9 protein-coding genes are annotated in these 13,919 nt (G+C 66.3%); 5 read left to right on the forward strand and 4 right to left on the reverse strand.

The genetic code is table 11. The annotated features are described in order from the left end of the window. The first annotated feature begins 714 nt into the window (after window positions 1-714). The 4 genes from FMQ63_RS15760 (at window position 715) to FMQ63_RS15780 (ending at window position 7,052) form a co-directional block, all read left to right on the forward strand. Window positions 715-2,073 carry a M23 family metallopeptidase gene (locus tag FMQ63_RS15760; protein ID WP_011551850.1) on the forward strand — a complete coding sequence of 453 codons (1,359 nt, stop codon included), beginning with the start codon at window positions 715-717 and terminating at the stop codon, window positions 2,071-2,073. A gap of 267 nt (window positions 2,074-2,340) precedes the next feature. After that, complete coding sequence (locus FMQ63_RS15765; protein WP_020477682.1) at window positions 2,341-4,020, forward strand: hypothetical protein; 1,680 nt, start codon at window positions 2,341-2,343, stop codon at window positions 4,018-4,020. 432 nt (window positions 4,021-4,452) lie between these two features. Beyond that, window positions 4,453-5,217: a hypothetical protein gene (locus tag FMQ63_RS15775; RefSeq protein ID WP_020477683.1), complete on the forward strand. Its 765-nt coding sequence runs from the start codon at window positions 4,453-4,455 to the stop codon at window positions 5,215-5,217. Between the two features lie 407 nt (window positions 5,218-5,624). Then, entirely contained in the window at window positions 5,625-7,052 is a 1,428-nt protein-coding gene (locus tag FMQ63_RS15780) for a hypothetical protein (RefSeq protein ID WP_011551846.1), read from the forward strand. Between the two features lie 360 nt (window positions 7,053-7,412). Here FMQ63_RS15780 and FMQ63_RS15785 read toward each other — a convergent pair whose 3' ends face one another. The 4 genes from FMQ63_RS15785 to FMQ63_RS37450 all read right to left on the reverse strand — a co-directional run bounded on the left by FMQ63_RS15785 (window position 7,413) and on the right by FMQ63_RS37450 (window position 11,120). Then, window positions 7,413-8,483: an acyltransferase gene (locus tag FMQ63_RS15785; RefSeq protein WP_231405763.1), complete on the reverse strand. Its 1,071-nt coding sequence runs from the start codon at window positions 8,481-8,483 to the stop codon at window positions 7,413-7,415. Between the two features lie 288 nt (window positions 8,484-8,771). After that, on the reverse strand, window positions 8,772-8,912 hold the full coding sequence (locus FMQ63_RS37445) for a hypothetical protein (RefSeq protein WP_020477684.1): 141 nt from the start codon (window positions 8,910-8,912) through the stop codon (window positions 8,772-8,774). Between the two features lie 423 nt (window positions 8,913-9,335). Continuing rightward, a complete protein-coding gene (locus FMQ63_RS15790; protein WP_011551844.1) occupies window positions 9,336-10,784 on the reverse strand; it encodes an Ig-like domain-containing protein in 1,449 nt (482 codons plus the stop codon). Window positions 10,785-10,958: 174 nt separating this feature from the next. Then, window positions 10,959-11,120: a hypothetical protein gene (locus FMQ63_RS37450; RefSeq protein WP_011551843.1), complete on the reverse strand. Its 162-nt coding sequence runs from the start codon at window positions 11,118-11,120 to the stop codon at window positions 10,959-10,961. 281 nt (window positions 11,121-11,401) lie between these two features. Between FMQ63_RS37450 and FMQ63_RS15795 the strand changes: the two genes are divergently transcribed. After that, window positions 11,402-13,822, forward strand: coding sequence for an Ig-like domain-containing protein (locus FMQ63_RS15795; RefSeq protein ID WP_216608933.1), 2,421 nt, complete (start codon window positions 11,402-11,404; stop codon window positions 13,820-13,822). Window positions 13,823-13,919 lie beyond the last annotated feature (97 nt).

Below are 13,919 nucleotides of genomic sequence, written 5' to 3' on the forward strand. Positions count from 1 at the left end.
GAACATCGACGCGAGGAGGCTCTCCAGTTCTCCCTCCAACCCCTTCATCTGCGTCGGCGTCATGCATGGGGAGCACGCCCGGACTCCAGTTGGAGCCCCCCATTACCCTGGATGCTGTCACCCAGGAGCCCGCGCGCACCGTCCTGGCACGGGTGCTCAACAGTACCAACCGGCGCACCGTGTGGACCCTGAGTGGGCAGGGGGCGAAAGCCGTGGAGTTGCCCCCGCCAAATCGGACAGCACAGGGTTGAGCGTTCGCAGTGCGGAACTCGCGGGGGGACTTCATCGTGAGCCCTCGGTGCGGATTGCATTGGAGTGCGGGTGATACCCAACTCCCGGAAATGGGGGCTGATTCGGACACTCGTCCCAGTCCGTCTGAAATATTCAACCAACCCGGTCAGTCGCCCCCTCGACGCGCGCTCGCACATCATCAGGTAAAACGCCATCAAGCATGCTGGGCGGAAACAAAACGAGATCGGCTTAGATAATTCTTCCGGATGCGCGGGCCCCTTGCCTGTCACCGGGTGCTTGAGCGTCGCCAGTACGGACACTCGACATTTCCACGCATATCTAAACCATCTCGACTCGATAAAGCCATTGTCGCGCCCCCTGAGGCCAATAACTCGCGGCGGTTCCACTGCCTGGGCGAGCCACAGACCGTGACAAAACGAGCCGCAGTCTTCACGACCTCTCCCCATCCCCACTCGAGGTTTTATGTCTCCCGAGTCCCGCAACCGTCGCCAATTCTCCCGGCGCTCCCTTCTGCGTGCCGGCAGTGTCGCGGCCGGTTTCGCCGCCTTTGGCAGGTCTGGCCTGCTGATTGGCACCGCCCACGCCGCAGAGACAATCATCAACCCATTCACTGGCTACTCAATCTCGGATGGGTGGTGGGACCACGTCAACCGCGGCTCCCTGGGCGGCATCGACTACGTGATGGGCGTTGGTACGCCGCTCCCGGCCTGCGCGTCGGGGCAGCTCCGGATCGACTGGAACAACGGCACGGGCGGCTACACCGCGACCATCGTGATGGCCAACGGAATGAGGAGCCAGTACCTCCACCTGTCTGGATTCAACGGCGGCGAGCGCTACGTCCAACAGGGAGAAATCGTCGGGTACTCCGGGGGCGCTGCGGGTGCACCCGGCTCCGGGTCCTCGACGGGTCCGCATCTGCACTGGCATCTGGTGACCGCCGGCGGCACCCGGGTGAACCCGCTCGACTACGTCGGCGCCGGCAGCGGCGGCACCGGGGGCGGTCTGCCGCTGGAGGACCGGCGCCTCGGGCATCTCGGCACCGCGGGGGGCTGGGCCCACATGCTCAGCAACCTCGTGCTGCCGGGCAACACGACCTACGGGGCGTTCTCGCCGGGCCCTGGACAGTCGCCGCGCGCCATGGCGAACATCGACGGCGTGATGATGCTGGTCTACGCCGGCAGCAACGGCTGGACCACGATGAGCAGTGGCCTGGCGATGGACCCGGGGGCGCCGCTCAACGTGCTGCGGACCCCGGCCAATGCCTCGGCCCAAATCTTTACCCTCGAAGACGGACGGCTCTGGCACACCTTCGACGGCAATGGCTGGAAGAAGTTCCCGTCGTCCGTGACGGTGTCTGGCAACTGCACCTTCTCGATGACGGCCAATGGAACGGACCTTCATGGCCTGTTCAACGACAACGGCCGGCTGTTCCATGTCTGGGCTGACGGTTCCGGCTGGCACAAGGGTGACACCCAGGTGGACCTGCAGCCCGGCTCCGACCTGGTCGCCGTGATTCAGCCGGATGGAAGCCTGCAAGGCCTGTCACTGGAGTTCAGCCGGGTGCACCACATCTTCGGGGCAAACGGGAGGTGGAACCGGATACCGACCACGGCGTCCCTACCGACTGGGACGCCCATCGCCGGCCGCGCCGCCTATGGCTGGCCGCAGTTGGTCGCCAACCACAACGGTGCCATCACCCACGTCTGGGGCACCTCGTCGGGCTGGATGTGCGTGCCGACTGGACAGACGACGAACCCGGGACGGCGGCTCAGCCTCGTCCCGGATGTCGCCTCGGCCTCGTTGGTCGGCCTGACACTCTGAGACGCGCCTCACCTCCTCGGACGAGGGCGCCCCACACGCCCGCGCTGCCCGGTCCAGGGTTCGGTCCGACGATGTTTCTTTCACATCGCCAGGCAACTTTGGACCGTGCGTTCAAATAATCCAAGACCGGACTCCAACTCCACGTCCGTGAATCCTGGAGTATGAGCATGGCAACGCGCGTCACAGGTTGTGTCTCTTCAGCCGGTGCGTCCACCGCGAGCAGCGCGGCGGCGGAGGCCGCTCGGCGCGCGGCGGAGGCAGCAGTACGTGCAGCAATTCCGGGCGAAATACCCGGATGCGTTCGCCGCCGAAGAGGCAGCAGCGAAGCAGCTCAACGACGCGCTCAACGACCCGCAGTTGCTTGAAGCCGCCAGGAACAACCCGGACGTCGCCAAGGAGAGCCTCGAGGCGGCAACGTCGCTCGGGGAGTCCTCGCAGGCCAAGGGCGCACTCGAGTGGGCTGCCAAGGCGTTGGACCCGAATGGCCCGGCGGGAACCGCCTTCGAGAGCCTCAAGGACCAGATTGACGACGACGTGGTGGCGACGGCGCTCACCACCACTTCCGGCCAGCTCCTGGCCGAGAACAACGGCGATGTCGAGGCGGCGCTGCAGCAACTCACGGTAATCACCGAGCCGCTCGTCCAACTCTCCGAGGGAGGCGCGTCCGTCAAGTCTGGCATTGAGACAATCAAGACGGCACTCGCGTCGGGCACTCCGGAACCACTGCTGGAGCTCTCGAAGTCAGACGGAAAGCTGGGCGCGGCGCTGGCGGGCGTGGGCGCCGCCTACGGCCTGGCGAGCGCGACGAACGACGCGATACGGGGCGAGTGGGGCGACTTCATCAAGGACCTGGCCAGTTCGGGCCGCAGCGGCGCGGAGGCCGCGGCCTTCGCGATGCGCACCCTCGGTGAGTCGGGCCGCATCGCCGCGCAGACGGGCGAGGCGGCGGCGGCGTTCCTCTCGCGCCTGGCGCCCGCGTTCGGTGTGGTGGCCAACTCGGTGGTGGTCGCGGACCACTTCAAGGACATGGTGGACGACCCGACGGTCGGCAGTGCCTTGCAGACCTTCGGGGACGCGGTGGCGTGGGTGGGAGCGCTCGTGGGCACGGGGCTCCCAGGCGTCGGGCAGATTATCGAGGGCGTGGGTCTGGTGGTCTCCGCGTTCGGCAGCCTGCTCGTCAACAAGGAGAAACAGGAGGCGCTGAACAACGAGTCCGAGAGCATTCTCCTGGAGATGGGCCTCGACCCGGACGTGGCGAGGACGCTCGGTCACGGCGATGACCAGCCCGAGCGGCTGGCCTCGGACCTGGGCCTGTCCCCGGCGCAGATTCAGGACCTCGCCAAGCGCTACCCGACGATGTTCGACGCGCCGGGCCTGGGCCAGGCGGTCATCGACGCCGCCAAGGCGTGCGGCATGAAGGGCCAGGACGCGATGGGCTTCATTGACTCGCTGTCGAAAGGCCGTCCGGACTTCGCGTGGGACCTGCTGGGCGTGATGCCGAACATGCAGGGGGACGGCACACACCCGACGGCCACGGACGAATCGTGGCGCACCTACGTCCAGGGCCGCTACCCGGATGCATATGCCTACGCACAGCAGCACGCGCCGGACCTTTTCGGCCAGACCGCGGAGTCGCGCCTCAAGGCGGGCCAAGACTTCGAGCATTACGCCGGGACAATGGACTCCCCGCTCGTGTACGCGAACCTGTGTGAGCAGAACAAGGGCGACGAGGCGTACACCAGCGAGTTCATCAATCGGATGAAGGACAACGGCTCCCTGGACAGCTTCGTGCAGTACATCAACCAGCACGGCCTGGACGCGCACCGTAGCGGCGCCAAGGCCGCCCTCGACGCCGCGGTGAAGACGGGCGTGCTCTCCGAAGCGGACGTCCAGAACTACCTGAACGGCAGCAACGGCGATGCCTGGCACGCCATCCTCGGCCGCTGACCCTGGCCGCCGGAGCGCATCGAGTGAGATATCGAGGCGCTCCGTGCACGGCTTCCTTGCAAAGTAGGCCTTCACCAGCAGAGCTTCGACGAAAGTGCAGCAATTGTTCAGCCGGGGCGGCGCCAACGGGACACGGACGCCCGGTAGCGCGCATGGGAAGTATGCCCGGCTCACGTCGTACCTGGAGTCGAGGAACGCTCCAAGAGGAGTGGTGAGCCCCTCCTCCAAGACGGCCAGCGGCTCGCTGTCGAATGACATACGGGCCAAGGCAGGCGCGCTCCTGGGAGACGAGCGTCGCGTAGCCGGATGGCTCCGCGAGGCGCCCCCACGCACGGAGCCGTCGAGCAGGCCATGGGAGGGGCGAGTGGCTTGCGCGACGGAACGGTGGATTCGCCACGAGTGTCTCGTGTAAGCACCCGCTGGAGGTCCCCTGTGCTGACCGTCGTGTTGCTGAGCCTGTTGGCCGTGCCTCCGGTGGAGGTCGAGGTCTTCGTCCCGCTGTGTGACAACGCGTTGATCCAGTGCGGCCGTCCTCCCGCAGGGGCTCCGCGCGCGCTGGAGACGAACCTCTACTGGGGGGCGATGTACGGTGCGGAGCGGTTCCTCTCACGGGCTCCTGGATTCAAGATGGTGAGCCGAGAGCCGGGACCCGAAGGGGCCGCGGTGCTGCGCGAGCTCGTCCTGGAGCGGACCGCGGCGAAGGGAGAGCGGCCCGTGCGGCTGCGGCTCCGCGCCTATGCGGGCGACGCGATAGACACGGCGCTAGAGGACTTCCTGCGTGCGGCGGCGGGCGCGAGTCGCGCCGACCTGTTGGTGTGGGCCGGACATGACCGGCTCATGGACCGCGAGCCTCCCCGAGTGGATGCACCGCCGGGAGCCACGCCCAGGCCCGTGGTCGTCCTCGCCTGCATGAGCGAGCAGTACTTCGGTCCGGTGCTGAAGACGCTGGGCGCGAGCCCCATCGCGCTCACGCGAACGCTGATGGCGCCCGAGGCCTATCTGCTGGAGGCGCTGGCCAGCACCGTGGCGCGCCATGGGCCCACGGAGCCCAAGGCCATGCGCACGGCACTCGTGGAGGCCTATGCGCGCTATCAGCGCATCTCCCTCCGCTCCGCGGGCTCCGTCTTCTCGAAGCTGCCCCCGTCGGAGGTCGCGCTGCCTGGCGCGGTAGCTCCCGCGTCGAGGTCGAGCCCCTGAGGCGAGCGACAGCGCAGAGGGCAGGCAGGCCTCTGCCGTGACCGCGCCCGAAGCGTGCATCAGACCGATGCATCGAACCCCGGTCCAGGCTGCGCAACGACAGACACTTCGTGCGCCAGCAGGGCCCCACCTGGGCGGGATGACCTGTCGCAGGCCTGATTCTCCAACTGCTGCGGCTCCTCGTGGCCTACGCCGACTTCCGCGCCAGGTCCCAATGCTACCGGATTCATCTGACCGGATAACGGTTGGCCTCCGTCAACAACGAAGCATCCACGGCGACCTGCATGCGGGCGGTCGAATCCCACTCTGAAGAGGCTCCCGCTCCGCCAATGAATGGACGTGGGCAACTCCACTGGGTCGCGGGCTTCACGCGAAGACCGCGTCAGGACTACATTCATTGACCGCTCATGCGTTCACTCCTCCTGCCACTCCTGCTCTCCGTCGCGCCCGCGCCCTCCCCGGAGATTTCGTCGGCGAACCTCAAGAAGACCCCCGCCTTCCAGGACTGGCGCGGCGGACGATTCCTCTTCGAGGAGCGCTGGGTCGACCTCCCGGAGGTCGGACTTCGCGTGGGCTACTTCGTCGTCGCCAGCCGATGGACCCGCCAGTACGCGGACAAGCTCCCTTTCCATGACGCCTTCTTCGTGGTGGACCCACGCACGGGGCAACTCGTTGCCCCGGCCCTGGTACGAACGAGCCTGCCGCGCAATGGCTGTCCGACGATGGGCGAGGTGGCGCGGCTCATCCCCGAGCCCGAGAGCGAGACCTCCGCCGCGATCCGCTTCGGCAATGCTCCTCAGCGGTGTCTGTTCCGGCTCCAGCGCACGAAGGAGGCATGGGCCGCTTCCCTCTTCCCGGATGAGGCACACTCCCCCGTGGAGGCCTTTCCAGAGGCAGTTGCCGCCCTGGAGAAGGCACTGGGTCCCAGGGACGGAGGGGCTCGCGAGCTCAATTGGTCCTACCAGCCCAACTCCCGCTGGCTGCTCGCTGCGTCCCAGGATGAGTGCGCCCTGTGGGTCATCGACAGCATCAACCCTGAGGTGAACGCCACGGCCAGCAAGGCCATGACACGGGAGATCTGCGAGTGTCTCGAGGGGACCGTCTCCGCCGACGACCCGTATATCCGGCTGCCCCAGACAGCGTACACCATGAGCAGGATGGGTGCGGGCACTGCGCTTCCTTCGTGTGATTGCACGTTCGCGCAGACAGGTGAAGCAGGCGTCACGTGCGAGGCGTACATGGGTCGCCCATACTCCCTTCCGGAGTTCGAGGAGATGCAAAAGGACGGACGGCTGACGGAGAAGAACAGGGTCGAAAACCTGAAGGAGTTGGAGGACCTCCGTCGTACCCATCAAGGCCTGCTCGCCGCGAACGAGGATGCGCTCGCTCAGTGGAAAACGGGAGACCAGAAGGCGGCGCTCAGCGCGTGGACCACGCTGTACCGAACATGGCTTGAGAACGGCCGGCCCATGGCTGGGGGAACCCTGGACGAGTTCGCTGTGGAGGACGCAACCCTGCGGGAACAACTGAACCAGCAATTGGAGGCAACCATCGACCTCCGGGCGGAGATCCTCAACAACCTCGGCTTCGCGCTGTGGTCCCACAAGGAGTGGTCCCAGGCCGAGGCCGTCCTCGACGAATGCCTGGCGCTGCTCACCGCGACGGGCCACGAGCGCAACGTGCTCAACCTGAATCGGGGAGACCTGTTTCGGGACATGGGGAAGGGACCTGAGGCCATCAAAGCCTATCGGTCCTTCCTGCTGCGCAAGGTCACCGCGGCTCAACGCAAGTACGCGGAGCGAGAATTGCGGAAGCTTGAGCAGCGATCGAAATGACTGCCTGAATGACCTGCCGGGACGCACGCGTTCGGCCTTCGAATGACGCGAGGAGGAGCCTCGGCCGTGCCTCGGAGCCTGTCAACGCGAGTGAGACAGTGAGTTCGAGAACGGCGAACCGCGCGGGGGCGTTTATCCAAACGGTGGCCGTCGGGTCCATCACCGCGCGCAGCACCCGCGTCGTCCCCCCATGCCAGACACCGACTTCCACGAGTCGCCGCCGTCCCGCGGCGCGCTTGGCGAGGCAGGCTCGCCCGGAGGCGGTGGTCTGCGTTTCGGCCTGCGCCAACCCCGCAAACCAGCGGGCGAAATGAGTGATACCCCGCATGGCCCTGCGCCCATGTCTGTACTGCCGAGCCGTTAGCGTCCGGGTGCCACCACCCCGTCACGCGCCTCCGCCCGCGAGGCCTGCCACGCAAGCAGCCTATCCCGCAGCCGCAGGGCAGGTCTCTCCACTGCGACGTAGGTCACCCATGCGACCCCATGCGTCACCGTGATGAAGGCGAGCAGATCCAATCCCCAAACACCCAAGGTCAGGTTTCGCCGCTCGAACACGCGCGCCACGACCCAGAACCAGAGATAGGTGCCATAGGAGAGGACCGCGGTCTGGTACACGAGGCCTCTCAGCGGTACGGGCAGCGCAACCGCTTCCGTGGCCACGAGCAGCCCGCCAAATCCCACCGCGAGCCCTGCGAAGATCCACACGCCTCCCCAGTCCGGCAGGTGAGGCACGCACACTGCCAAGGTCACCCCGAGCAACAGGGCACCCATCGCGCCGCAGGCCCCTCGCCAAGCCTGGGGCCACCGTTGCCAGCGCGGCGCGGTCTTCGCGAGAAAGACACCCACTGCGAGTCCATCCAGGTGGAGGTGGGTGCGCCACTGCAATCGCACCCACTGTTCCGCGGGCAGCAGGCCCGGCGTGGCGGTGTGTACCTCCCAGGCCCGGGCGCCCAAGCTCAGGAGCAAGGGCATCAGCCATGCCCAGGCGGGGGCGGAGCGGGCGCGCAGGCCGAAGGCGATCAGCGGCAGGACCACGTAGAAGTGTTCTTCGACACAAAGCGACCAACTCTGTACGAAGTCGCGCACGCCAACGTAGTTCTGGAGGAAGACGAGATAGTGCCAACCTCCTCCCACGAAGGGTGTCCCGAACAACCATGGCTTCAGTGCATAGAAGGCGAGGACGACAAAGTAGAGCGGAAGCGTTCGCATCCACCGTTTGAGCCAGAACGTGCGGAGCTGAAGTCCCAGAGGCGCTGAGTCCTCCATCGCGAATACCTGCCGACCAATGAGGTAGCCGGAGAGGACGAAGAACAGGTCCACGCCCACCCAGCCCACTTCAAAGCCGGCACGGAGCACCTCCGGCAGGGCCCGCCGCACGGACTCCGGGGCGTGGAAACAGAGCACCGAAACGATGGCCAAAGCCCGGAGCACGTCCAGGCCGTCCTTGCGTGAGGGCCCTGAGTCCAGGACTCCCGCGTCTGAGGTCTGCGGGTGAGAGGGGGGATGAAGGGCGCCTCGCATTGTCTTTCACACGGACTCGAGGACGGCAATGCCTCCATGATTGTTCGTTCGCTCCCGGGGATTCCTCGTGGCAGCCACCTTGCTCCGGATCCGAACAGCGGATCGACTGGCTCAGCGCTGGCAGTCGGCGACGCCTTGGCCGCCCGTGGCCATGGGGTCGACTATGAGTGGTTCGTGGATGAAAGCGTGGTTACGCATTCACCAGACAGTGCCGCCCTGCTTCACTGCCATCGAGTAGGGCGCCATGTCCTCTTGGCGAAGCAAGCCCGGGCGGTCCTCGGCGCCACAGCCGCACAGGGAAGCGACGAGCGCCTGCGCCATGCCGACTGACCGCATCATTCCGTGTCGATTCATCACGGTTCCCCCCGGAACCAGGCAGCACATGGTGGACGGAGTCCATCACGGCACGAGCATGAGCGACGCGCCGCGAGGCATCCAGGTGCGGAGAGAAACCACAATCGTGTATGTGACAAAACGAGCGCGGTGCCGGTCCGAGCCAACCACGTCAGAACGTTGGCCTCGTGCGTCACCGCTCATCGGGCACACCTCCAACGACTGCGCTGGGCGCGCCTTCGCCACCGCAGAGGAATTCCGGCGCCCCCTGCTGGAGTGGCCCCCGGTACAACGAGCACTGGCTGCTGGAGAATCACGACTTCCGCTCGCCGAGCTAAGCCCGGCGAGCGTTGATGCAGAGGCAGGCGGCCGAACCACCACCAACCCAGTGTCTCAACAATCCGGTGCGGTACAGCCACCTGCTCCTGGCTACGGCGCAGGCATCCAGGCCAGGCCCAAGTTCCTGGCGCTGCCTGAGTTCACGTCCTGGATATCGCTGCCGTCGGCCAGATTGGCACTCCGGAGCACGGTCCCCAGCCAATCCGCCCAATACAGCCGCCCGGCCGTGACATCGATGGCAATCCCATGCACGGTGGTCTGGTTGGTCACCAGGGTGGTGACGTCGGAGCCGTCCAGGTTGGCGACATAGATGCTGTTGCCGCGGGTCGAGTAGTACACCTTCCCGCCGCTCGAATCGACCGCCAGACCCACGCCCAGTCCGCCCAGGTTTGAGGCGAGGGTCTCCAGGTTGGTACCATCCAGATTGAACCGTACGAGCCTGGTGTTGTTGTAGGCAATGACATACACACTACCGTTCGGGACATCGACCGCGATGGCAGACGGGCTACCGATTCCGCCGACGACCTGCGTGGGGTTGCTGCCGTCCAGCTCGGCGCACATGACCCGGCTTCCATTGAAATCGGACCAGTACAGCTTGCGGTTCGTCGAATCGACTGCCAGCCCGCTGGGGTAACCTCCGTTCGCCACGATATCGACTGGGTTCGCCCCATCACTGTCCGCTCGAACGATTGCGCTGTCGCGCGTGTAGAAGAGGGTACGGGTTACCGGGTCGGCTGCGACGGAAGATGCCCCGCTGATGCCGGTCTCGAGCTCAATGGCATTCGTGCCGTTCACGTCAACCCGCCACAGCGAGCCGGCGGCAGTCATCCAGTAGAGGCTCGCAAGACCGGTGACGTCGACCGTGAAGGTGGTGGAGGTGGTGTCGGAGCCGTCACTCACCGAGAGGGTGATGGTGGTGGAGCCGCTGGCGCTGGCGACGGGGACGACGGAGAGGGTGCGGCTGGAGCCGGAGCCACCGAGGGCGAGATTGCTGGGGTCGTTGGGCACCAGGTCGGTATTGGAGGACGTGGCGATGACCGTGAGGCTGTCGGCGGCGGTCTCCACGTCGCCCACGGTGAAGGCCAGGTCGCCGGTCGAGCTGCCAGCAGGGATGCTCTGGTCGGCCACCGAGGAGAGCGTGGGCGTGTCATTCACTGGGGTGATGGTGATGCTCACCGTGGCTTGGGCACTTTGGCCCTCGCGGTTGGTGGCGCGAAAGATGAGCGCATCTACGCCATTGTAGTCGGCGCCGGGGGTGTAGGTGACGGAGCCATTGGCGCTGATCTCACTCAACGTGCCGTGGTCCGGTGTATCGACAATCGTGAAGGCAAGTGCCCCATTGCCGCTGGCCGGCAGGCGCACCTCGAGGGGCGTGTCTTCCACCGTCTCGAGGGTGATGTCGCTGGCTACCGGCGGTGCGTTGGGCGGCGGGTCATTGTCGCGACAAGCGCCGAGGGTGCTGGCGGCCAGTCCAATCACCAATCCGGCGCGCAATGCGGCGGCTGGCGCTGTGAGCCATCTTGAAAGCAAATATGACATGAACGTTCCTCGTGGGGAGCCCTACATGGGACTGTCAACATGAAGCGCCGGGTTGTGGGTTCGACGCAACCTTCAAAAGGCAAGAAGTGGGAGGGGTAGATTTATCGTGCGAAGTGGCTCTGGGGTCATGCTGGGGAAACGCCCAGACGGCCAGCAACCAGAGCAGGTACCGGGTCACGTCAGCGCGGCCACCTCAACTCTGAATGCCAGCGCATGGATATTGGACCTGGTGCTTACACAGCGCGGGCTCTCAGCCCAGGCCCAGCCGCCGAACTCGAAGGCCAGCAGCCGGATGCCCTGGGTGCTGCCCCGGCGCAGCACCTGGCCCTGTCTCATCGAGGCGCAGAATCATGGGCTGGGCATGATCCACTCACCTGGAGAGGTGAGTGATACCGCTGCCCTTCCCCCTCACGGCCCCGTCGATTCGCGGAGGCGGGCGGATACATGCCAGGAACTTTGTGTCCATGGCACTCAAGTGCCTGGCGGCGGATGTCGGGACGACGTTGGCCATCCGCGTCTTGCGCGCCGAGCCGTCGAGAGCGTGGAGTGGCGTCGTGCATTCCATGAGGGGGCGGCCCATTCCGGGCTTCATCGTGCTCCTCGGGGGGAGACACTCGATGCGAAGCCGTTCTGCTGTGCTGCGGTCGTGGGGGCTGGGCGTGACGCTGGCCTTGTCGCTGGGCGCATGTGGTGTGGAGTCCCTGGAGGAGAAGGTACGTCCTCTGGAGAATGGGGTGTCGCCAGGGAACGGCCAGGCGTTGACGCGTGAGCGTCCGGAAGCCTCGTTGACGTGGGACCCGTATGCGGACGCGGTGGCATCGGGCACCACGGCGGCGGTGCTCAACGCGAGCGCAGCGCTGGGCGCTCCCGACGGGCAGGCCGCGACACTGCTGGGCTTGCTCAACACGGCGCTGGTGCTGGACCTGGGCCAGGGAGAGGAAGGCACCGGCGACCTGCGCGTGTACTACCAGGGTCTGTCGTTGGCGCTGGTGGCGCAGGTGGACTTCCTGAAGGCGGACGGGACCTTCATCGGCTCCAGCTCGTTGCACCTGGTGGAGTTGGGCCTGGGGACGCATGTGGCGGTGGCGACGTACCCGGGGAACGTGCCCTATCGCTACGTGCGACTGAGGGGCTCTGTGCTCGCGCTCTACCTGGTGGACGCGGTGGAGACGTCGCTACGGGCCGTCTGTGGTGATGGGGTGCTGGGCAGGTTCGAAAAGTGTGACGACGGCAATCAGCTCTCCGGAGACGGCTGTAACAGTGTCTGTGAGGTGGAGCCGGGCTACACCTGCACGGGGCAGCCAAGCGTTTGCGACAACAACTCAGCGCCCACGGTCGAGGACGTCCACGCGAACACCTCCGAGGACATCCCGGTGGACATCACCATCCCCGCGGTGGACCCGGATGGCGACGTGCTCGACTTCTCCTTCACCCTGCCCGGCCATGGAATGCTCACGGACACGGGGGCGTCGGTGACGTACACCCCGAACGCGAACTTCGCCGGAGAGGACACCTTCCAGGTCACGGTCTCCGACGGCAAGAAGCAGGCAACGGCCACCGTCTCGGTCACGGTGACTCCGGTCAACGACGCGCCCGTGGCTGCCTCTGCCACTGTGACGGTGGGCTACAACACGTCGACGCCCATCACGTTGGCGGCCACGGACGTAGATGGGGATGCGCTCGCGTTCACCGTGACGGATCCCGCTCACGGAACCCTGTCCGGGACGGGCGCCCAGTTGCTCTACACGCCGGCCGCGGACTTCCAGGGGGAGGACTCGTTCACCTTCACGGCCAACGATGGCGCGCTGACCTCCCATACCGCCACGGTCATCATCACCGTCAGGGGGCCGCCTGTCTGCGGCGACGGCTACATCGATTCGGGTGAGGTGTGTGACGACGGCAACCGCGTCGCGGGAGACGGCTGCCGAGCGGACTGCCGTGGCGTGGAGGTATGCGGCGACGGCCTGGTCGACAGCGTGACGGGAGAACAGTGCGATGATGGCGGCACGATCCCCGGGGATGGCTGCGACGCCGCGTGCCAACTGGATGCCTTTTCAAATGTGCCCCCCACGCTCATCAGCGGGGCATTGGACTGCACCACGGCCAACTCGAACCCGGGCCGTAAGGCCGCGGTGGATGCACTGGGGCGCTTCTACGTCGTCATGAGGTGCGGTGGCGCCGTCCATGTCAGCGTGAGCGTGGACCGTGGCCACACCTGGGTAGGTCCCACTCCCCTGGGCATCACCAACGCGGCGGAAGTCGCGATTGAAGGCGGCCCCACCGGAATTGCCTACGTCGCGGCCACCAGCGCGGGCACGCTGATATTCACCCGGACCGTCGACGCGGGAGCAAGCTGGGAGGCGCCGCGAGTCCTCAGCCCGGCGGCCAACCCTACCGTCAGTCTGGATTCCAGGGGTGACGCCCTCTACATCTCCGTCTCGCGAGGCTCCACGGGAGTGAGCGTCCTCCAGAACTTCGCGCGAGGCGCGAATGACTTCAGCGTGACGGATGTAGACCAGAACAATGCCTTCTTCGACGTCATCGTGGACAAGATCAGCGGAGATGTCTTCTCGGTGAGCGACGACCCCTCCTTCCGCATCCGCAGCAGCAGCGACCAGGGGACCACCTTCGGCCCGCAGAGTTCCCCACCGGGGCAGGCGTTCTTCTCGGACTGGACGGGCTCCAACGGCTTCATCTACGTCACGGGCTCCTTCGGGGACGACAACGTGGACGTCATCCCGATGTCCGCGCCGGGGACAAGCACCCAGGTGCCGGGCCTCCCCACGGACATCGGTCCCGCTCCCCTCCGGGTGATTGACGCGGACGCGCTCGGCAACGGCTACATCGCGTCCCAACGGGGGACGGGCGACATCCAGTTGGACCGGATGCTCGTGGGGGCCGCCATGATTCTGGCCACGGATGCCAGGACAGTAGGGCCGGGCGCCGCGCCAGCAGTCGCGGCGCTCCCCTCGAACGGCGGCGCCCTGGTGGCCTACACGAACGGCACCAGTGTCTACGCCTCAGTGGTGGTGTACTGAATCAACGGGGTCCCTGATGCGCGCCCTCCAGGTCGTAGGAGAGGCGCGCATCCAGGTGGCCCATGCGGCCTTCGACTCGGACTCTGGCTCGCGCTCC

Origin of the sequence: Myxococcus sp. CA005 (genome assembly GCF_006518205.1) — a bacterium.
Taxonomy (GTDB): Bacteria; Myxococcota; Myxococcia; order Myxococcales; family Myxococcaceae; genus Myxococcus; species Myxococcus xanthus.